Origin of the sequence: Halomonas sp. SpR1 (assembly GCF_031010175.1) — a bacterium.
Lineage (GTDB): Bacteria > Pseudomonadota > Gammaproteobacteria > Pseudomonadales > Halomonadaceae > Vreelandella.
This window is the reverse complement of record NZ_JAUAMB010000023.1, coordinates 1-17,898: the sequence shown is the minus strand read 5'-3', so window position 1 is coordinate 17,898 and position 17,898 is coordinate 1. Positions and strand designations below refer to the sequence as shown.

Sequence of the window (17,898 nt, the reverse complement as noted above, 5' to 3'; positions counted from 1 at the left end):
GAAAAGAACTTACGCAGAGAACTTACTTAAAGAACTTTGCTAAAGCACTTGGTTAAGAAATGCCCACCCCGGTGTGAGGTGGGTTGTTTGCCCTTTTAACCTGATTTAGCGATCCCGATCCAGACTTTGCACCGTTAGATCCAGCGCCTTGTACATATCCAACCGGGCGGAAAGACCTATATCCGGGTGGTTCAGCTCGTTTGCCCGTTCCGATGGCAGTATCGGTGCGGTCAGATCATCCGCGTCTGTCGGCTCGAAATCGTACTCCTCCCCGATCGTCATGGCGCTGCGGCGAAGTAGCATGCGTAATTGTGCCGGGGTAAGCTCGGGGTCAATCGACATCATTGCCGCCAACAGGCCGGCGACTAGAGGCGTCGCGTAGGATGTTCCGCAATGGGCTTCGCCTTGCTCACCTTCTACCAGAGAAGAGCCTCGTACACAGGCCGCTGCAGTTATATCCACTCGCATATCGATATTGGATGCATTACGTTTGACCACATAGCGGGGATCTTCAATCTGAACATCCTCATCGCTGCGTTGATGCCCACCCACCACAAACAGTTGGTCGGTAATAAAAGAGGAGGGCAGGCGATAATCGTCGCTTCCCGAAAATGACGAAGCATTGCCTGCTGAGTTCACGACCACTACGTCGGGGTGTTCGCGGCGCAGCCATAAGAAGAACTCTTCGAGCAGCTCTTCGTAACCGCTCATGGCGATGCCGGAACGCACCAGCGAATCGACCTCTTTCCCGTTAATGTCGATGGCCCCTACTCGGTGAATGCCCCAACTCCAGTTGAGTACGCGTACCCCGTCCTCTACCAGATTGACTGAAGCAGCAACATTCGCCGTAATGCCTGCATCTGAATTGCGATCCACAATTACGTCGAAGCCAGGGCTCACATCGTCCAACCCGCGTAAAAAACCACTATTGCCGCCTTCATTCCAGGCCGCGGCAAATACCCCAGCGACCGTTGTGCCATGCCCGTCGGGCTTGGCAGCATCGCGGGCGTAAACACAGGTTCGCGTTGAATCAGTGCGGCAGTCACCCAGGTAATCGGCAAAATCCGGCGCGTCGAAGTCCACCTCGCGCTCGATGACGCCAATACGTATGGGCTGCGTCTCGATATCTCCGCCGTGGCCCTGACGTGATAAGCGTCGCTGGTAATAGTTCACGGCATCCAGAAAACGATTCGACGCCCACTCCTGATTATCCGCAGCGGGCGGCTTTTCCATCTCGCTCTCAATGCTTTCTTCTGCCCCCGACTCTTCGACCACCACCGCATCCACGCTCACTTCGCTGCCCAGCCTAAGTACCAGCGCGTCGCGCTCTTCCAGGTTGCTGGCGGGCAAGCGCAACTGATAGGTATTGAGCGGGGGGATCATACCGACGACTTCGGCGTCGTACTTCTCTGCCAAACGCTGGGCTTCCTCGGCGCCGTCGTGGCTCTCTTCAATAATCAGGCTGATCAGATCCACGTAGGTGGTGATGCCATCCATGTTCTTCGCCACCTCTTGATCGGTGGCTGCTACTACGTGGCTGCCGTTAAGACTGAGCCAAACCGGGTTGCTGGACTGCTCACGCTGCTCAAACCACAGTGGGCCACTTTGCGCATCAGCGCTGCTGATGCTTACACGCACCCGGCCATTGTCGTGGGTGATGTCATCTGGCTGAAGCGCTGTACCGTTCAGCTTCAGCTGAAAATCGCCGTTCTCAAGCCCACTGACACGCAGACAGAACTCTTGCCTATCCAATTGCAGCAGGTTGCCACAGCGCTGCAGTTGTTTGACTCGCAACGGTTGTTCATCGTTGACAGACTGCTCAGCAGCCGCAGCAGATCCGATCAACATCAGTGCCAGCGCCGAAACCAGCCGACCAGCGCCCAAATACGTTACTGCCATTTATCACTACTCCAAACGGTATCCGATTGACTGCACGCAGCATAAACGTATTAGCTGAACAGAACATGAATTCGTTCGGTACCAGGGTATTCGTGGATGTTTTTAACGGCTAAAGCGATAACGCTGTCTAGGCAGGGAGCGGGCAACAGGAGGCACGCGGGTGGCCATAATCAGCGCAGCAATAGCGGCATACATTGCCCACTGCCTAAGGCCCGCTTTTTACTCGTCGCGCTTGGTGGTTCGTACACACTCTGCGTTATGCTAGGTGGTTTCGCCATGTGGTGTGAAACGACTCAAACGGAGTTTGTACGCTTATGATCGACGCCCGGGGGCTAACCCGCATTTCTCGCCGACATGCCACCTTTATTGCCTGTTTGTTGCTGTTGGTGATCTCGCTTATTGGGCTGGCGTTTTCGCTGATGTGGCTGTGGGGGGTGGTGGTCTTCGGCCTGCTGTCGGCGTTGGGGGTTCACGATGTGCGGCAGCGTCGGCGTACCGTAAGCCGTAACTACCCCATACTGGCGCATTTGCGCTATGTCCTTGAGTCGATAGGCCCCGAGATTCGGCAGTATTTTATCCAGTCGGATCTGGACGCACGCCCTTTCTCGCGCGAGCAGCGGGCGGTGGTCTACCAGCGTGCCAAGAATGAGGGCGATAAAAAGCCGTTTGGCTCGCTGCTGGACATGTATCAGCCGGGCCATGAATGGATCAACCACTCCCTTCAGCCCAGCACTATCGATGATCACGATTTTCGTGTTCAGGTTGGCGGCAGCCGATGCCGTAAGCCCTATTCAACCAGTGTGTTTAATATTTCGGCGATGAGCTTTGGTTCGCTGTCGGCCAATGCGATTGAAGCGCTTAACGCTGGGGCGCATAAGGGCGGCTTTTATCACGACACGGGGGAGGGCTCGATCTCCCGCTATCACCGCAAGCACGGCGGTGATTTGGTATGGGAGATAGGCTCGGGCTACTTCGGCTGCCGAAACGACGATGGTACGTTCAGCGAGGAGCGCTTTGTGGCCAATGCCTGCGACGAGCAGGTGAAGATGATCGAGATCAAACTTTCCCAGGGGGCGAAACCCGGCCATGGTGGGATTCTGCCAGGCGCCAAGGTGAGCGCTGAAATCGCCGAGGCACGGGGCGTGCCGATAGGCCTGGATGTTGTCTCGCCCGCCGCCCATACGGCGTTTTCCACGCCGCTAGAGTTGATGCACTTTATCGGCCGCCTGCGCGAGCTTTCCGAGGGCAAGCCGGTGGGGTTCAAGCTGGCGGTTGGCCACCCCTGGGAGTGGTTTGCCATTGTCAAAGCCATGCTTGAAACCGGCGAACGGCCGGATTTTATTGTGGTTGACGGAGGCGAGGGCGGTACGGGGGCAGCGCCGCTGGAGTTTATCAATCGGCTTGGGGTACCGCTAACCGAGGCGCTGACCCTGGTTCACAATACGCTGGTGGGCGCGGGGCTTCGCGACGAAATTCGCATTGGGGCGGCAGGCAAGATCATGTCCGGTTTTCATATTGCCCGCACCATCGCGCTGGGAGCCGATTGGTGCAACGCCGGTCGGGGCTTCATGTTTTCACTGGGGTGTATTCAGGCGCTCAGCTGCCACACCGATAAATGCCCCAGTGGGGTGGCGACCCAGGATCCGAAGCGGGGGCAGCATTTGGATGTCGCCGATAAATCTAAGCGGGTCTATCACTACCACCGGAATACTCTAAGAGCATTGGCAGAGATGCTGGCCGCCGCCGGGCTTGGTCATACCAGTGAGTTGGGCCCCGAGTACATTGTCCGGAGGGTGTCAAAAAATGAGATTCAATCCTACGATCAGCTTTTCACGTTCTTGAAGCCTAACGAGCTGCTGACCGGTAACTGCCATCACACGGTCTTTGAGCACTACTGGGAGGACGCCCGGTCAGATTCGTTCTTACCGCCTTCGCGAATTGCTCAGCTGCGTTTCACTAAGCTGGAGTGAACGAAATAACGGCTATACGCCAATCATCAGACGCCTTCCATCGCGATTTTTACGCTCGACTCAATTTGTGGCGCAGTTTGGGCAGCGTGCGCGACACGGGAGGCAAGCGGGTGACCATGACGAGCGCGCCAATGGCGGCATACATTGCCCATTCGCCCATGTCGGCGCGTACCACCCAGAAGAAGTGCAGCAGCACCAAACCCAAAATGGCGTAGGAGAATTTGTGCAGCGACTTCCAGCGTTTGCCCAGGCGACGCATTGACCATTTGTTAGATGTGGCACCAAGTACGGCCAGTCCGATCAGCGCGATCATGCCGACAATAATATACGGGCGCTTGACGATCTCGCTGCCCAGCAGCGCCCAATTAAGCCCCAGAATAAACAGCGCGTAACTGAGCATATGCAGGGTGGCGTAGGCTAGTGTCCAGAGCCCCAACTGGCGCCGGATCAGCGCAAAGCCTTTCCAGCGAGTGAGCTTGGTTAGCGGTGTCAGGCTAAGGGTGAGCAGCAGCATCCATAGACCGCCAATGCCGATATTCAGCAGCAGATAGCGCCCCGGCTCGGGGCCTGCGGCATTATTCGCCACCTGCCAACTCCAATACAGCAGCGGTGCTAGCGCGGCTAAAAATACCGCCACGCGCCAGGCTAGCCATTTATGCTGCGTTGCCATCAGTAATTTTTCCTCAAATCCATGCCCGCATATAGCTCGGCGACTTCGTCGGCATAGCCATTAAACATCAGGGTATCGATGGTGTTGGGGTTGAACAGGCTGTTGGGCAGGCGGCGCTCGGTGGCCTGGCTCCAACGCGGGTGATCGACCTGTGGGTTAACGTTGGCATAAAAGCCGTACTCATCAGAGGCGATTTGTTGCCAGGAATTGACCGGCTGCTCTTCTACCAGCGAGATGCGCACGATCGATTTGATACTTTTGAAGCCGTACTTCCAGGGAACCACCAGCCGCAAGGGGGCGCCGTTCTGGTTGGGCAGTTCGCGGCCATACATGCCCATGGCCATGATTGTTAGTGGATGCATGGCTTCGTCCAGGCGTAAGCCTTCCACGTAGGGCCAGTCGATGATCGAGAAGGATGAACGCTGGCCGCGCATCTGTTCGGGGTCTACCAGGGTCTCAAAGCGCACGTATTTGGCTTTGCTGGTGGGGTCGGCGCGTTTGATGATTTCGGCGAGCGGAATGCCCAGCCAGGGGATGACCATCGACCACGCTTCGACGCAGCGCAGGCGGTAAATGCGTTCTTCAAACTGCGACGGTTTGACCAGATCCTCGAGCGCAAAACGTCCGCCGTTATTCACCTCACCATCAACCACCACGCTCCACGGCTGTGTTTCCAGACTGCCCGCATGGCGGGCGGGGTCGCCCTTGTCGGTGCCGAACTCAAAAAAGTTATTGTAGTTGCTGGCATCATCAAAGGGCGCGAGCTTGTCTTTTTCAGGATCGCTTGGCGTAATGGCATCCCACTTGGCGTCGCTGATTTTTTCTTTCAGCCAATTGGGTGCGTCGCCTTCGGGGACGTCCGAATAGTCTTCGGCGGCTGCCTGGGCGTGGCCTGAGAGCGCGAGCCCTGCCCCCAGGCCTGCCATACCGCCCATAAAGCGCCGCCGGGAGAGGTAGATAGATTCCGGCGTGACATCGGATTCGTGCAAGTCACTGGGTTTGGCAATCTTGATAAGCATGTGATGCCTCCACTGTCGATGGACAAGGTGTGTGCTATTACTGTGACCATTTTGTACAAGATTTATCACAGTTGACTCTTAAAGTTATTACATTTTTTAAACGTCGATTCCGCAGGCAGCATCGACAGGCAAGCGTATGCAGAAGGATGCGCCTCCCGAGGCGAGGTTTTCCACGCTGATATCACCGCCCTGAAGGGTCATGATTCTGCGTGCAATCGCTAGCCCTAGCCCCGCATGGCCGGCGCCGCCAGGCGCTTCACCGCGGTAAAAAGGGTCGAAAATATGTGGCAGATCCTGCGCGGCAATGCCTGGGCCGCTATCCTGCACGTAAACCTCGGGTTTACCCTCCGCCTGGCCGACAATAACGTCAATTCGTCCGCCTGGTGGGCTGTAGGCAATGGCGTTGCTGATCAGGTTATCCAGCACGCGCTCAGTCATGGCGAGGTCGGCGTAGGCGGTGGGCAATGCCGGGTCGCCGCTTAGGCTTAGCGTTAACTGGCTGTCTTGCGCGGCTTGGCTATGCTTCTGTACGACGTCGTGAACCAGCTCGGCCAACGGGAAGGGCTCCGGCACCGGCTGTTTTTCCCTCGCCTCAAGGGCGGCAAGCTCAAAGAGCTCATCCACCAGGCGGCTTAAACGGCGCCCTTCTTTGAGGGCGATATCGAGAAAGCGATCCTGCTCCTGGGGGCTGAGGCGGTCGCGTCTTAGCTTCAGGCTTTCGATATAGCCCTGCATGGACGCCAGCGGTGTGCGTAAGTCATGGGATACTTGGGCGACCAGGCGGCGGCGCTGGGCGTCTTTTTCCGTCAACTGTTCAATCTGGTTGGCAATCCGTTGGGCCATGGTGTCAAAGGTGGCACCCAGATAGTCGATTTCGTCGCGCACCACGGGACGCTTATCGCGCCATCTTTTGTTGTGCCAGGTGTGATGTGGGCTCTGGCTCATATCACTGTTCTCGAACTCCTCGACCAGTCGTGTCAGCGATCTTAGCCGACGGGTTAACAAGCGGAAAATGGTCAGCCCTGCGACCATCGCCACCGCCAGGCTAACCAGCAGCGCCCAGGCGCTCATTTCGAGCACTTTACTGCCACGGGCCAGGGTTTCTGCCGCATCGTACTCCTCGCCCCGCAACACCACATAAAGATACCCTTCTGGGTTCTCCGCCGTGGGTACCGGGGTAACAGAAAAGACTTTCTGCCGGTCATGGCTGCGGGGGTCGTCGCCAAGTAGCGGGTAAAGGCTCATGTCATCCATCAGCCTGCGTATGGGCGCCAGGGACACTTGGTTGCGTTTGATTTTCGCCGGATCCGCCGAATAGGAGAGGAGTGTGCCCTCCAGATCCAGCAGATAGATCTCAATGCTGGGATTAATCGCCATGTAGAGGGCGAAAAGTTCTTCCAGGGCGCTACGGTCAAGCTCATCATCACGGACTAAGTTCCGATCGGACACTAGGTTCTGGGCCAGATCCTGATGCAGCGCTTGGTTGACGGAGGCGCTGTATTCACGCAGCGAATAGAGACTAATAAAGGTGTACAGCAGGCCAACGGCCAGCAATAGCAGAAATAGGCCGAGGGCTAGCCGGGTGTAGAGTGTTTTCAGCATAGCTTAGTCGCGGAAGCGATAGCCCACCCCCCAAACGGTTTGAATAAATGCCGGGTGAGCGGGATCCGTTTCGATTTTACCGCGCAGCCGGTTGATGTGGGTGTTGACGGTGTGCTCGTAGCCTTCGTGGCTGTAACCCCAAACGGCATCAAGCAGTTGAATACGGCTAAATACCCGCCCCGGATGGCAGGCAAAGTGCCAGAGCAGGTCAAACTCCCGCGCGGTGAGTTCGACGGCTTGTTCGTATATAAATACCCGCCGGCGGACAGGATCAATACGCAGCCCTTCGGCGGTTAACTCGTCACTGCTGGTTTCCGCGACGAGCTTGGAAGCCATGGCGTCCACGCGCCGGAACAGGGCTTTTATCCTTGCGGACAGCTCGGCCACGCTGAAGGGTTTGGTGAGGTAATCATCTGCCCCCATTTCCAGGCCTAATACTCGATCCAGTTCAGTGCTTTTAGCCGTCAGCATCAGTACGGGAACGTAGCCTGGGCCAGCGCGGATTTCGCGGCATACGGAAAGCCCGTCCATGCCAGGCAGCATCAGGTCAAGCACCACCAGGTCGATGTCGCCTTCACGAAACCGCTCAAGCCCGGTATCACCCCGCTCACAAAGAACGGGGGTCATGCCGAGTTCGGCCACGTGTATGCGAACGAGCTCACCGATACCAGGGTTGTCCTCAATAATCAGTACGTTTCGTATCATAGCTGCCTGGCTTTTAAACGCTCGCGTTTAGAGGAGTCTTACATGTCCTCGCTTTCCATTTCCTCTTCCATATCCATATCGCTTTCCATATCCATGTCACCTTCCATAGAGCCGGATGTACTATCCCTCTCCATGTCGCCATTTTCCATTGACTCATGCATGTCGTCTTCCATCATGCCGTCGTCAGACATCATTTCATCTGCATAGCTGGCGGTAGCCATCAGGCTGAATAGGCAGATGGCAGCGATCGTAGTGAGCTTTTTCATCGTAAATTCTCCCGAGAATTAGGCCTGCCCGGCGGGCAGGTTCAGTACTATTCTCGGTGCTCTCAATCACACTGGAATCACGCGGTACTAAAGAGTGTATCGCGCAAATCTCACAAAAGTGTCACGGGGAGCGAAGGAAGCTACGAAGGTTGCCTTAACTCAATAACGCTGCTGATTACCATTGGTGTGTGGCTGGCGCTAGGTGTGGTGTCTGGATGGTAAAAGCGTTTTGAGCACCCTTTAACCTCGACTTTCATTCTCAGTTGAACATGTGTCGGTCAATGTCGGCCGCCTCAAAAAGGTAGTCCCGTGATGCGATCAACTCATCGCGTAACCGGGGAATATCTGCACCCAGTAGAAGGCCACGCCATTTGCGAATTTTGCCCGCGACGAGCACTGTTTCGACGTTGCTGCGTTCCATCAGTGTCACCACCGCGCCGGGAACGTTGTTCAAAGGCGCTACGTTAAGTGCCTCGGCGTTGAGCAGGATGATATCGGCTTCCTTGCCCGGCGTCAGCGAGCCCACTTTGTGATCCAGTTGCAGTCCCTTGGCGCCCCCCATAGTGGCATAGCGAATCACCTCGTGGGATGTCAGTAGCGATGGTCGATCTTCCTCACCTTGCAACGCCAGTTCGTTCACGAGCATGCGCTGAAGCGTCAGGGTTGAGCGCATTTGAGTAAAAAAATCGGCGGACATGGTGCACTCCACATCACTGCTGAGCGACGGTAGGATGCCTAGTTCCGTTGTCTTCATGAGCGGCGGCTTGCCGTGACGCATGGTCATTTCGATGGGCACCGCGAGCGATACGTGTGCCCCAGCATCGCGTACGGCACGCCAGGCCATATCACTCATGCCTGTCATATGAATCAGAATGTGGCTGTCGTCGATCTGGCCGCTGCGCGCCATTTCATCAAAGGTTTCGGCCATGCCGAGGCTGCCGACAACGTGGTAGGCGAGCTGCAGATCAAGGTCACGGGCGAGCGTTCTGGCAGCTTCGTGGTCAGGCAGATAAATCTCTCCGCCCATTACCATGCTCATGAGGCCATCTTGTGAGAGGCCATTGGCAGCGGAGAAGTACTGCTCGCGTATGCGGCGTGCATCCTTGGGGTATTGCGCCTGATCGCCTTGTCCCTCGAAATAGCCGAATACGGTGCGCCGCACAGCATCGCTATGCCCTTGGATGGCTGCATCGGAGTGCTCTGGACTGTGATGTATCTGGCTGGTATCCATCACCGTGGTGACGCCAGCATCGAGCTGGCTCAGCGAACCGAAGAGTTCGTTGATATAGACATCCTCGGGGCGATAGACGGGGGTTAACTTGCCTAGCACATGATCCATGTAGTTGGGCGAACCAGCTGACGTATGATCGTCGAACATAATGCCATCTGCCAAGAAGCTGCGTAGCGCCGTTTCAAACTGGTGGTGGTGGGTATCTATGAAACCCGGCATGACGATACGGCCCTTGGCATCAATTACCTCCGCATCACTCGCCTCAAGATCAGCACCTACGGCGACGATGCGTGAGCCTTCAATCAGAACGTCGCCGCGCTCGAAATCACCTACGCTACTGTCCATGGAGAGCACATGGCCGCCACGAATCAGAACGCGCCGCCCTGGGTCTCCGCTATGGGCAGGCATGTCACGCCGTGAGTGTTCGCTTGCGTGGGCGGATGCCGAGGTGGAGGAGAGCAGCCCTCCACTCGCCATGGCGCCTGCGCCAACCAGAGAGCCCTTGAGAAAGTCGCGCCGTGTTGTGCTTGATCGCACGCTATCGTGGTTGCACATTGCTTACTCCATCATGCGAGCTAAAGAATTTCACCCTGAAATGCCCAGGACTCGAAGTCAAGGCACTGGCTAGCAACGATTAAGCGGTTTGTGAAGAAGTCGATGATCGCGAAGCCAATCGCAGTCACCAAGCCAGAAGGCGTAGCGATGCTACTATTGCTTATTATTAACTATTAACAAGGAAGCCCATGGCTAACTCTCGCCGTGAATTGGTGTCGTTAATCGAGCGGGGAGCAATACCGCCCGAGCAGGTGACGCGCGCAGTACAGGCTGCCGGGTTACCTCCTTCTCCCCGCGCCTGGGCGGTGTTTATTGATCGCCTGCTGCTGTGGCTAGGCGGCTTGGCGCTGGCCTTCGCGGTGCTGTTTTTCGTGGCTTACAACTGGGCAGAAATGGGACGCTGGCTGCGCTTTGGGATGGTGCAGGCAGTAATGGTGCTGGCGGTGGGCATCGCTGTTTGGAGCAAAGCCACTCCTATGGTTAAGCGGGTAGCGCTAACGGCTGCTTCGCTGCTGGTGGGCGTTCTGCTGGCGCTGTTTGGGCAGGTCTACCAAACCGGTGCTGACACTTGGCAACTGTTCTTTACCTGGGCGGTACTTACGCTGCCCTGGGTCTGGGTGGCGCGCTATGAACTGCTTTGGGTGCTATGGCTGGGGTTACTTAACCTGACCATCGGGCTCTATTTTCGCACCTGGGGCGGGCCGTTTGGCATCTTGGCGAACAGTGACGCCGCGCTATGGGGGCTGTTTGGGCTAAATACCCTGGCATTGGCAACCTGGGAGTGGGGTGCCCATTACCGGAGTTGGCCACGGCAGTGGGCGGTACGCTTGCTGGCGCTAGGCAGTGGGGTGCCGATAACGCTGTTACTGCTGATGTGGATAGTCGACGCAGGCCTCTTGTCGTGGCCAGTAGTGGCGATTTACCCGCTCTGGTTGGCGGCGCTATATGGCGTTTACCGTTTCTGGCGGCCTGAGCTGTTTATGATCGCGGGGGGCTGTATTTCGCTGTTAACGGTAGTCACGCTACTGCTTGCCAGAGTGTTGCTATGGGAAGGTGAGTGGCAGGAGGGAAGTCTGATGCTGATCGCCATTGCGGTGCTGGTGATGGGCGCCGGAGCGGTGGTTTGGCTGAAGCGGCTGCATCGGGAGATGTCACTGTAATGAATAGCATGAATGACTTAAGAGTTAGGCTGAGCCAAGCGGGTATTCCGTTAAATGAGCCCACCTCATCAGCGCAGCTGCAAACGCCTTGGTTTGTACGTGCGCTGCAGGCGTTTTCCGGCTGGTTAGCGGCACTGTTTCTGCTCGGCTTTATCGCCATGGGTGTGGTGTTTGTGGTGGAGAGCCCAGCGGCGTCGTTAGGCCTTGGGCTCGCCATGATCGGCGCTGCTTTTGCGTTACTACGTACGGCGCGCAGCGATGTGCTTGAACACTTGGCACTGGCGGTGAGCCTGGCCGGTCAATTGCTAGTGGCCTGGGCAGCGATAGAGTTCTGGGGTGAATCCGCTTATCCATTTTGGTCGCAGCTGGGATGGTCGCTATTTGGCTTGCAGGCTGTGCTGGCGCTGGTAATGCCAAGCCTGGTTCACCGCACGTTTTCCGCTTTTGCCGCCAGCTTGGCACTGTATATGGCGCTAGCGATGAGCGCGATGGCGTTAGTAGCGAGTGGGCTCGCGCTGTTGGCGCTGACGCTACTCTGGCTAAATGAGTTTCGTTGGCCTGGGCGTATTCGGGTCGTACAGGCATGGGGCTATGGTTTGTTATTAGGCCTGTTGGTGATGCAAGGATTGGCGCATAGCGGTCAGCCGTTAGTCTTTTGGTTTGACGCCCACAGCACCAGCGGCCTGGCATGGTCGGCCCCCTGGTTGAACGCCGTGCTGGTAGCACTCTCTCTGGCGCTGCTGTTGTATAAAGTTGCGCAATCCAAACCTCATTGGGCTCTCTATCTAAGCCCGATCGCGTTGCTGTTGTTCAGTTTCTATGCGCCTGACGTGAGCCAGGGCCTAGTCATTGTGCTGTTAGGGTTTGCTATGGGCCATCGCCTAGTGATGGGGCTTGGGGTATTTTCGCTGCTGATGGGCATGGGCAGCTATTACTACTGGCTGGACGCGACGCTGTTAACCAAGGCGCTAACCCTGCTGATTATTGGTGGCGTGCTGCTTACGCTGCGTTTGGCGCTACACAAGTGGTTGAGCATAGAGAGAAATATGGCGTCGCCCTCTGAGGGAGGGGATAGGAAATGATGCTGAAAGCCAAGCGCAATCGTTGGATCGTACTCATAGCTACTGTTGTCGTGCTGGCAGTGGTGAACGGGGCTATTTGGCAGAAAGAGCGCCACCTGGCAGAGGGTGAAATCGTTTACCTGGAGCTGGCGCCTGTCGACCCGCGCTCATTAATCCAGGGCGACTATATGGCGCTGAACTTCGCACTCGCTAACCAAATTCACAGCGCGCTGTTGCAACAAGAGGCTGTTCTGCAAGATGAGCTTCAGAAAGCAAGCAACGGCTACGTGGTGGTGCGCCTGGATGAACAGCGTATCGGCCACTTTCAGCGGCTGGATGAGGGTACCTCTTTAGCCGATGATGAACGGCAATTGCGCTACCGTGTGCGCAATGGTCAGGTACGCTTCGCCACCGACGCGTTCTTCTTTCAGGAGGGCCACGGCGAACGCTATGAGGCTGCGCGTTACGGGCAGTTCAGGGTGAATGGCCAGGGTGAGCCGCTGTTGGTTGCTTTATACGATGATGAGCTTAACCGATTAGGCGCAATAACGAAGTGACGCTCGATTTAACGGTTTGCTGCTTACTCTTTACCCGCTTTAACGCCGCTACGCCTTGCACCTTCAAGCTGGGTAGGCTGTACTTTGTTCCTCCACTGACACGGATAGCCCAGTAATAATGCTGGGTCGGCTCGGTAATAAATCTGTCAGTGGTAAACAAATTGGCCCACTTAAATGAATAAGGCATATATGAAAGCACAAGGCTCGTGGCTCGCATGGGGTGTGTTGGTATTGGCACTGGCCTTTTCCAGCATCTGCGCGGCACAAACTCAAGGAGGAGAGAGCGAGGATAGTCAGTGGTTTACGGTTGATTCACTGAATGCCGGGCTTGGTGAGGCCCCTGAAGAGGCAGTCCGGGTAACTCCGCGGGAGTCGATCAGGAGTTTTCTGGATCTGACGGGGAAGGAAGAGTATGAGGCCGCTGCGCATATGCTCAACCTTACCGAATTCTCAGAGCACGAACAGCGCGAGCAGGGGCGCGAGCTAGCCCGGCAACTGGCGGAGATTTTTCAACGCGGCGAGTGGCTTAGCGTTTCTGATCTGCCTGGCCGAGAAGATGCTTTGATTGAAGGCTCTGCAGGCGAAAATCCTCGCGTCGGTGAGACACGTCGTAATATCGAGGTGTCATCTTTAAAGGCTGATGGTGAAACCTACGATATTCGGCTGGGCCGTTATCGCGTCGGTGAAGAGGAGCCCGTCTGGCTAATCATGCCGATTAGTGTGTCGTACATTCCGGTGCTTTACGAGCAATACGGCCCTTCGATGCTGGAAAGCTATATCCCCGAGCGTCTCCAGACGTCATTTGGCATTTTGAGGATTTGGGAGTGGATCGCCATTCCGCTTTTCTTAATTTTTGTTAGTGTCGTCGGGTGGGGCGTTCATTGCCTGATTGGGTTAATGTCGAAATGGCTGCCTTCAGGGGTATCAAGCATTTTTGCCAGCCAAATTGGCATGCCCGCAGCATTGATTGCAATCTCGCTGGTCACCCAGATGTTGTTGGATTATGTGGTGTCGTTTTCGGCGGTCGCCACGACCACCCTACGCGTACTGTTAATCAGTATTTTGGCCTGGGGAGTCGGCACGATTGCGCTGCGCTTGGTAGATACCATCATGCTGCGTTTGACGCGCCGCATTGTAGGCGAAATTGATGACACTAAACCCAGGGATGAGCGCAGGCTGCTGACATCTCTTTATGCGTTGCGCCGGGCGATTATCCTGATCACCGTGACGGGTGTTTCTATTTATATCCTTGGGCAGGTGCAACTTTTTGAGTCCATGGGTTTATCTATTTTGGCATCAGCCAGTGTGTTAGCGGTACTGGTAGGTGTTGCGGGTCAGGCGGTATTGGGCAATATTTTGGCGTCGTTTCAACTGTCGTTTGCCAAGCCTATCCGTATTGGCGACCTGGTGATTTTTGAAGATCAGTGGTGCTACGTAGAAGGCATCTTTTATACCTTCATTCGCTTAAGAACCTGGGACGAGCGGCGTTTGATCGTGCCCGTCACGTACTTTACGTCCAAGCCGTTCGAGAACCTGTCGGTCAAGAGTACCAAGATGTACCGATTCTTGGAGATGAGCCTGCATTTGAGCGCAGATATTGGTGTAGTAAGGGATAAGTTTATTGAGTTCGCCAAAGAAGAAGATAGCGTTATCGAGCACCACAAGTTGCTGTGCTACGTGACCGCGCAAACGGGTACCGCGCAAACCGTCTCTTGCTACCTAATGACCTCAGACCCACTGGCGGGCTGGGCGGCCGAAATGAGTGTAAGAGAAAAATTGATGACCTTTATCCGCGACAACCATCCCGAGTGGTGGCCAAGGGAGATTGTGGTCATCAGCCACCACGATATCGCCCGTGGTGAGCATGGCAAACGCGCTTCGGGAACGGAGAGTGCTGAGAAAGATTCATCTGAGTAGCAGGCGATTAGGCAGCGGTAAGTGCCGCTGCTAAGGTCTTGGGCCTAATATTTTTGGGCATAGCAATGCGGTTCACGCGGAGAGCTCAACAGGCATTAGTCTCCTGTAAGAGAGACCACTTCTAATGGGATATTGACACCGAACTGCTGCAACATGCGTCGGAAGGTCTCGACATCATAGGCCTCGCTCTCTGTCACTATCCCCTGCACTCGGCCAGTGCCCTGCGTTCCATCACCTAATCCAGCGACAATCGATTCGGCGGGGTCGAGGAATCGGCAACTGGGTCTCGCTGCTTCGAAGAAGGGGCGCAGCCATGGTAAATGCGTACTCGAAAGTGTCAGCGTGTCGATGTCGGGATGCTGTAGGAAGATGTCGTCGATAAAAGCCGTGACCGCTTTCTGCGTGGCGTTCGGATCGAATAGAAAGGCGCCATTTTCGACGAGTTCCACCATGGACGAAGCATTGATCAGGCTGACATTATCCGAGTGGGGGGCATAGCGAGCGATGAACTGCTTCAGTGAAGAGCTTTCGATGAGTGAATGCACCCCCATGATGCCAATCTTGCTGCTCGCTGAGATGGCGAGTGCTTCTTCGATGGGCGGGTAGACACCGAACAATGGCACCAAGGTGTTCTGGCGAAGGTCATCCAGCACCATGATAGAAGGTGCGTTCGAGGCGATGACGATGGCCGAGGGAGCGTAGCCCTCGAGAAAGCGCAGCGTGCGATGCATAACAGCGAGTAGCTCTTCCCGCCCTTTGCTGCCATAAGGAAAGCTCGCCCTGTCAGCGAAATACACAATATCTTGTTTGGGAAGACGTTTATGTATCTCGGCAACAATCGCATAGCTACCAATACCAGCGTCGAAAACAGCAATCGGCTGATGCATACCAATATCCTTAGTTCCGGCTAATGTCTAATTATTAATAAGATTTCACTGCTATGGAAGCAATATCTTCAACTGCTATGCTAGTTAAACTTTATACGATGCTGGGGCGCGGCACCGTATGAATCCAAGAAGAATGAATAGCATGGGGATGACAGAGAAATTTATGGCGAATGAGTGGTTGTCTAAATGACGTTAAATATCGTGCAGCGCGCACTACCCGGCTGGGGCGTTACTTATGGCCCGCAGGGTAATGGCCCTTTTCCAGCCATCATGCTGCTGCATGGCTCTGAAGGCGCGTGGGCAGGGTGGAGCCACCGGGACGCGATGCTATTTGCGGCGCATGGTTTCCTCGCATTTCCCTATGGCTACTCAAGCGGCGGTAATGCCTGGAACGCGGGGCATATTATCGATTATCCGCTCGAACGCAGCGTGGAGGCGTTTAAAGCCCTACGAGAATTCCAGTTCGTTGATGAACGAGTAGGGCTTTATGGTGTTTCACGCGGCGCCGAGCACGCGATATTGCTCGGTTCACTGATGGCAAGAGATAAGATCGAAGGAGCGCCAGATGCAATCGCGGCTCATAGCCCGCCCGATGTGGTGTGCGGTGCCTTTGATGCGCGCAGCTTTCGCGATACGGGTGACCCCGGCTGGCAAGCTTGGGATGTCAGTAAGCGCGCCTGGACATGGCAGGGGAGCCATGAAGGCTTATTGCCCACCACACCGATTGAAATTGAGCGCTATTCAGGCCCGTTATTGCTTTCCCATGGCATGCAAGACCGGATGTGGTCGGTTGAAATGACCAGGCGCCTGGAAAAACGCCTAATCAAGCATGGCCGCAACCCAGAAGTGCACTACTACGAAGGCGAGGATCATATACCCAGCAGCGCTGGACAGAATAAGCACCTTGAGCTGCTTCTGGACTTCTTTTCAAAGCACCTTTAAATCCTGAATTCCTGGAATAAAGGTTCAGTATTTCATTTCTATTTCTCGAATTTCGTAAGATAGGAAAAGGCTCTATGATCCCGCTTCATGACTACCTGACCTTTATCTCCATCGTGACGCTCATTGTGGTCTCCCCAGGAGCGAACCTGTTCTTGCTACTTCAGGCGACGCCATTGCAAGGCCGTCTGACTGGGGTGGTGATGACCCTAGGCTTCTGTGCAGCGATTATTTCTCATGCCATGCTGGCCCTCGTCGGTGTTGGGGCAATCGTGGCAGCCTCTGTGACGCTATTCACGATTATCAAGTTCGTAGGGGCTGCCTATCTGATTTGGCTCGGCATCAAGGCACTGAAAGTTGCGCTAACGAAAACGCCTGTTATTGCGTCGCAGGCGACAGACTATAGAACTGCAGCCTTAACGAGCATCAGCGGAAGACAAGCTTTCGTGCGAGGCTACCTCACTAATATCCTCAACCCTAAGCCCGCTATCTTCTACTTTGCGGCTTTTCCTCAATTTCTGAGCACTGGTGGAACAGCCTACTGGCTGGGAGGGCTCGGGATGGGGGCTAGCCATGCCCTGATCGCTCTGTTTTTCTACGGCATTGTCGTCTTCACTTTGTCGAGAGTCGCTGAATGGCTGAGGCAACCGCGTGTTTGGAAGTCGATACAGGGCTTATCTGGATTGGTTTTCCTCCTCATCGGCGGTCGCCTTTTGATTTCGCGCTCCCCGGCTTAGTTATTCTAGTTCTGAATGAGTTCAAAACTAGCGATGCCTGATAATTATTATCAAAATGAAGATCATATCCCCAGTAACGCCGAGCAGAACAAGCACCACGAGTGGCTCCTAGATTTCTTCTCAAAACACCTATAAGTCACTGTTCATCATTTTTCCACCCAAAAAGTCCATCTTGATATCTAAGAGGTATGGCGGTGATGATGGCTGCTTGGGGTAGGTTGTCGATATGCGCTCTCGGTTGCAGCCAGGGTTGCTCATCGCTAGGAGGCAGCCACTCAATACTGTCATTAAATAGCGCTCCATCAATTTCTAATACCAACGGCGCTTCTGCGTAGACGAAGTATTTGTTGGCGATAAAGAGAACAGCTTCCTCAACGTTTAAATGAACGCAGTCGAGTTTATGGTCATTGCCGCAGCAGGGCACATAGCCAAGTTGCTGAATTTGATCCCAAATAGTTTTGCTGATGACTCTGAATAAGCGCATAAGATCTCCAGTAGCTTTTTGCTTCGACCAAGGCAGCTTAAAACCTGAAGTGAACTTGAGGTCAAGTGGCGCTGAAGACTCAATGTTTGGCATGAGGTCATGCTGCTGAGTGCCTGAATTCAAACATTAAGCGCAGCACCTGCGGTTTTCAGCGCCCCTGAATACTCTCCCAGGAACACTTGTGCCGGTGTCCGATACCCCAAGCGTTTTCTGGGGCGGTTGTTCAACTTGGCAACGAC

The 17,898-nt window shown here is 55.2% G+C and carries 16 protein-coding genes; 7 read left to right on the top strand and 9 right to left on the bottom strand.

Annotation, left to right across the window (positions count from 1 at the left end):
• Positions 1-105: 105 nt before the first annotated feature.
• Complete coding sequence (locus tag QT231_RS15750; RefSeq protein WP_308337805.1) at positions 106-1,899, bottom strand: S8/S53 family peptidase; 1,794 nt, start codon at positions 1,897-1,899, stop codon at positions 106-108.
• 314 nt (positions 1,900-2,213) lie between these two features.
• Here QT231_RS15750 and QT231_RS15745 point away from each other — a divergent pair, with 314 nt between their 5' ends.
• The gene (locus tag QT231_RS15745) at positions 2,214-3,869 is read left to right on the top strand and encodes an FMN-binding glutamate synthase family protein (protein WP_308337804.1); all 1,656 of its coding nucleotides are present in this window, start codon (positions 2,214-2,216) and stop codon (positions 3,867-3,869) included.
• Between the two features lie 49 nt (positions 3,870-3,918).
• On the opposite strand, the gene msrQ is transcribed toward QT231_RS15745, so the two are convergent.
• From msrQ to QT231_RS15715, 6 genes are all read right to left on the bottom strand, one after another.
• Positions 3,919-4,539: a protein-methionine-sulfoxide reductase heme-binding subunit MsrQ gene (gene msrQ / locus QT231_RS15740; RefSeq protein ID WP_308337803.1), complete on the bottom strand. Its 621-nt coding sequence runs from the start codon at positions 4,537-4,539 to the stop codon at positions 3,919-3,921.
• Entirely contained in the window at positions 4,539-5,558 is a 1,020-nt protein-coding gene (gene msrP / locus QT231_RS15735) for a protein-methionine-sulfoxide reductase catalytic subunit MsrP (RefSeq protein WP_308337802.1), read from the bottom strand. Before msrP ends, msrQ begins: the two co-directional genes overlap by 1 nt.
• Before the next feature lie 96 nt (positions 5,559-5,654).
• A complete protein-coding gene (locus QT231_RS15730) occupies positions 5,655-7,160 on the bottom strand; it encodes a HAMP domain-containing sensor histidine kinase (RefSeq protein WP_308337801.1) in 1,506 nt (501 codons plus the stop codon).
• Positions 7,161-7,163: 3 nt separating this feature from the next.
• The gene (locus QT231_RS15725; protein ID WP_308337800.1) at positions 7,164-7,865 is read right to left on the bottom strand and encodes a response regulator transcription factor; all 702 of its coding nucleotides are present in this window, start codon (positions 7,863-7,865) and stop codon (positions 7,164-7,166) included.
• A gap of 38 nt (positions 7,866-7,903) precedes the next feature.
• Positions 7,904-8,131: a hypothetical protein gene (locus tag QT231_RS15720; protein ID WP_308337799.1), complete on the bottom strand. Its 228-nt coding sequence runs from the start codon at positions 8,129-8,131 to the stop codon at positions 7,904-7,906.
• Positions 8,132-8,390: 259 nt separating this feature from the next.
• The gene (locus QT231_RS15715; protein ID WP_308337798.1) at positions 8,391-9,917 is read right to left on the bottom strand and encodes an amidohydrolase family protein; all 1,527 of its coding nucleotides are present in this window, start codon (positions 9,915-9,917) and stop codon (positions 8,391-8,393) included.
• Positions 9,918-10,105: 188 nt separating this feature from the next.
• Between QT231_RS15715 and QT231_RS15710 the strand changes: the two genes are divergently transcribed.
• The 4 genes from QT231_RS15710 to QT231_RS15695 all read left to right on the top strand — a co-directional run bounded on the left by QT231_RS15710 (position 10,106) and on the right by QT231_RS15695 (position 14,612).
• A complete protein-coding gene (locus tag QT231_RS15710) occupies positions 10,106-11,077 on the top strand; it encodes a DUF2157 domain-containing protein (RefSeq protein WP_308337797.1) in 972 nt (323 codons plus the stop codon).
• Entirely contained in the window at positions 11,077-12,159 is a 1,083-nt protein-coding gene (locus QT231_RS15705) for a DUF4401 domain-containing protein (RefSeq protein ID WP_308337796.1), read from the top strand. Before QT231_RS15710 ends, QT231_RS15705 begins: the two co-directional genes overlap by 1 nt.
• Positions 12,156-12,695, top strand: coding sequence for a GDYXXLXY domain-containing protein (locus QT231_RS15700; RefSeq protein ID WP_308337795.1), 540 nt, complete (start codon positions 12,156-12,158; stop codon positions 12,693-12,695). The genes QT231_RS15705 and QT231_RS15700 overlap by 4 nt, the downstream gene beginning before the upstream one ends.
• Positions 12,696-12,884: 189 nt before the next feature.
• On the top strand, positions 12,885-14,612 hold the full coding sequence (locus tag QT231_RS15695) for a mechanosensitive ion channel domain-containing protein (RefSeq protein WP_308337794.1): 1,728 nt from the start codon (positions 12,885-12,887) through the stop codon (positions 14,610-14,612).
• 95 nt (positions 14,613-14,707) lie between these two features.
• Here the strand turns inward: QT231_RS15695 and QT231_RS15690 are convergent, their stop codons facing one another.
• Positions 14,708-15,499, bottom strand: coding sequence for an aspartate/glutamate racemase family protein (locus tag QT231_RS15690; RefSeq protein WP_308337793.1), 792 nt, complete (start codon positions 15,497-15,499; stop codon positions 14,708-14,710).
• 186 nt (positions 15,500-15,685) lie between these two features.
• Between QT231_RS15690 and QT231_RS15685 the strand changes: the two genes are divergently transcribed.
• Both QT231_RS15685 and QT231_RS15680 read left to right on the top strand, forming a co-directional pair.
• Positions 15,686-16,441, top strand: coding sequence for an acyl-CoA thioester hydrolase/BAAT C-terminal domain-containing protein (locus QT231_RS15685; RefSeq protein WP_308337792.1), 756 nt, complete (start codon positions 15,686-15,688; stop codon positions 16,439-16,441).
• Between the two features lie 74 nt (positions 16,442-16,515).
• The gene (locus tag QT231_RS15680; RefSeq protein ID WP_308337791.1) at positions 16,516-17,175 is read left to right on the top strand and encodes a LysE family translocator; all 660 of its coding nucleotides are present in this window, start codon (positions 16,516-16,518) and stop codon (positions 17,173-17,175) included.
• Between the two features lie 136 nt (positions 17,176-17,311).
• Here the strand turns inward: QT231_RS15680 and QT231_RS15675 are convergent, their stop codons facing one another.
• Entirely contained in the window at positions 17,312-17,752 is a 441-nt protein-coding gene (locus QT231_RS15675) for a hypothetical protein (protein ID WP_308337790.1), read from the bottom strand.
• Between the last annotated feature and the right edge of the window lie 146 nt (positions 17,753-17,898).

Coding starts and splice junctions, on each gene's coding strand:
- QT231_RS15750 (WP_308337805.1), bottom strand. CDS start 1,899: ATGGCAGTAACGTATTTGGGCGCTGGTCGGCTGGTTTCGGCGCTGGCA.
- QT231_RS15745 (WP_308337804.1), top strand. CDS start 2,214: ATGATCGACGCCCGGGGGCTAACCCGCATTTCTCGCCGACATGCCACC.
- msrQ (WP_308337803.1), bottom strand. CDS start 4,539: ATGGCAACGCAGCATAAATGGCTAGCCTGGCGCGTGGCGGTATTTTTA.
- msrP (WP_308337802.1), bottom strand. CDS start 5,558: ATGCTTATCAAGATTGCCAAACCCAGTGACTTGCACGAATCCGATGTC.
- QT231_RS15730 (WP_308337801.1), bottom strand. CDS start 7,160: ATGCTGAAAACACTCTACACCCGGCTAGCCCTCGGCCTATTTCTGCTA.
- QT231_RS15725 (WP_308337800.1), bottom strand. CDS start 7,865: ATGATACGAAACGTACTGATTATTGAGGACAACCCTGGTATCGGTGAG.
- QT231_RS15720 (WP_308337799.1), bottom strand. CDS start 8,131: ATGAAAAAGCTCACTACGATCGCTGCCATCTGCCTATTCAGCCTGATG.
- QT231_RS15715 (WP_308337798.1), bottom strand. CDS start 9,917: ATGTGCAACCACGATAGCGTGCGATCAAGCACAACACGGCGCGACTTT.
- QT231_RS15710 (WP_308337797.1), top strand. CDS start 10,106: ATGGCTAACTCTCGCCGTGAATTGGTGTCGTTAATCGAGCGGGGAGCA.
- QT231_RS15705 (WP_308337796.1), top strand. CDS start 11,077: ATGAATAGCATGAATGACTTAAGAGTTAGGCTGAGCCAAGCGGGTATT.
- QT231_RS15700 (WP_308337795.1), top strand. CDS start 12,156: ATGATGCTGAAAGCCAAGCGCAATCGTTGGATCGTACTCATAGCTACT.
- QT231_RS15695 (WP_308337794.1), top strand. CDS start 12,885: ATGAAAGCACAAGGCTCGTGGCTCGCATGGGGTGTGTTGGTATTGGCA.
- QT231_RS15690 (WP_308337793.1), bottom strand. CDS start 15,499: ATGCATCAGCCGATTGCTGTTTTCGACGCTGGTATTGGTAGCTATGCG.
- QT231_RS15685 (WP_308337792.1), top strand. CDS start 15,686: ATGACGTTAAATATCGTGCAGCGCGCACTACCCGGCTGGGGCGTTACT.
- QT231_RS15680 (WP_308337791.1), top strand. CDS start 16,516: ATGATCCCGCTTCATGACTACCTGACCTTTATCTCCATCGTGACGCTC.
- QT231_RS15675 (WP_308337790.1), bottom strand. CDS start 17,752: ATGCCAAACATTGAGTCTTCAGCGCCACTTGACCTCAAGTTCACTTCA.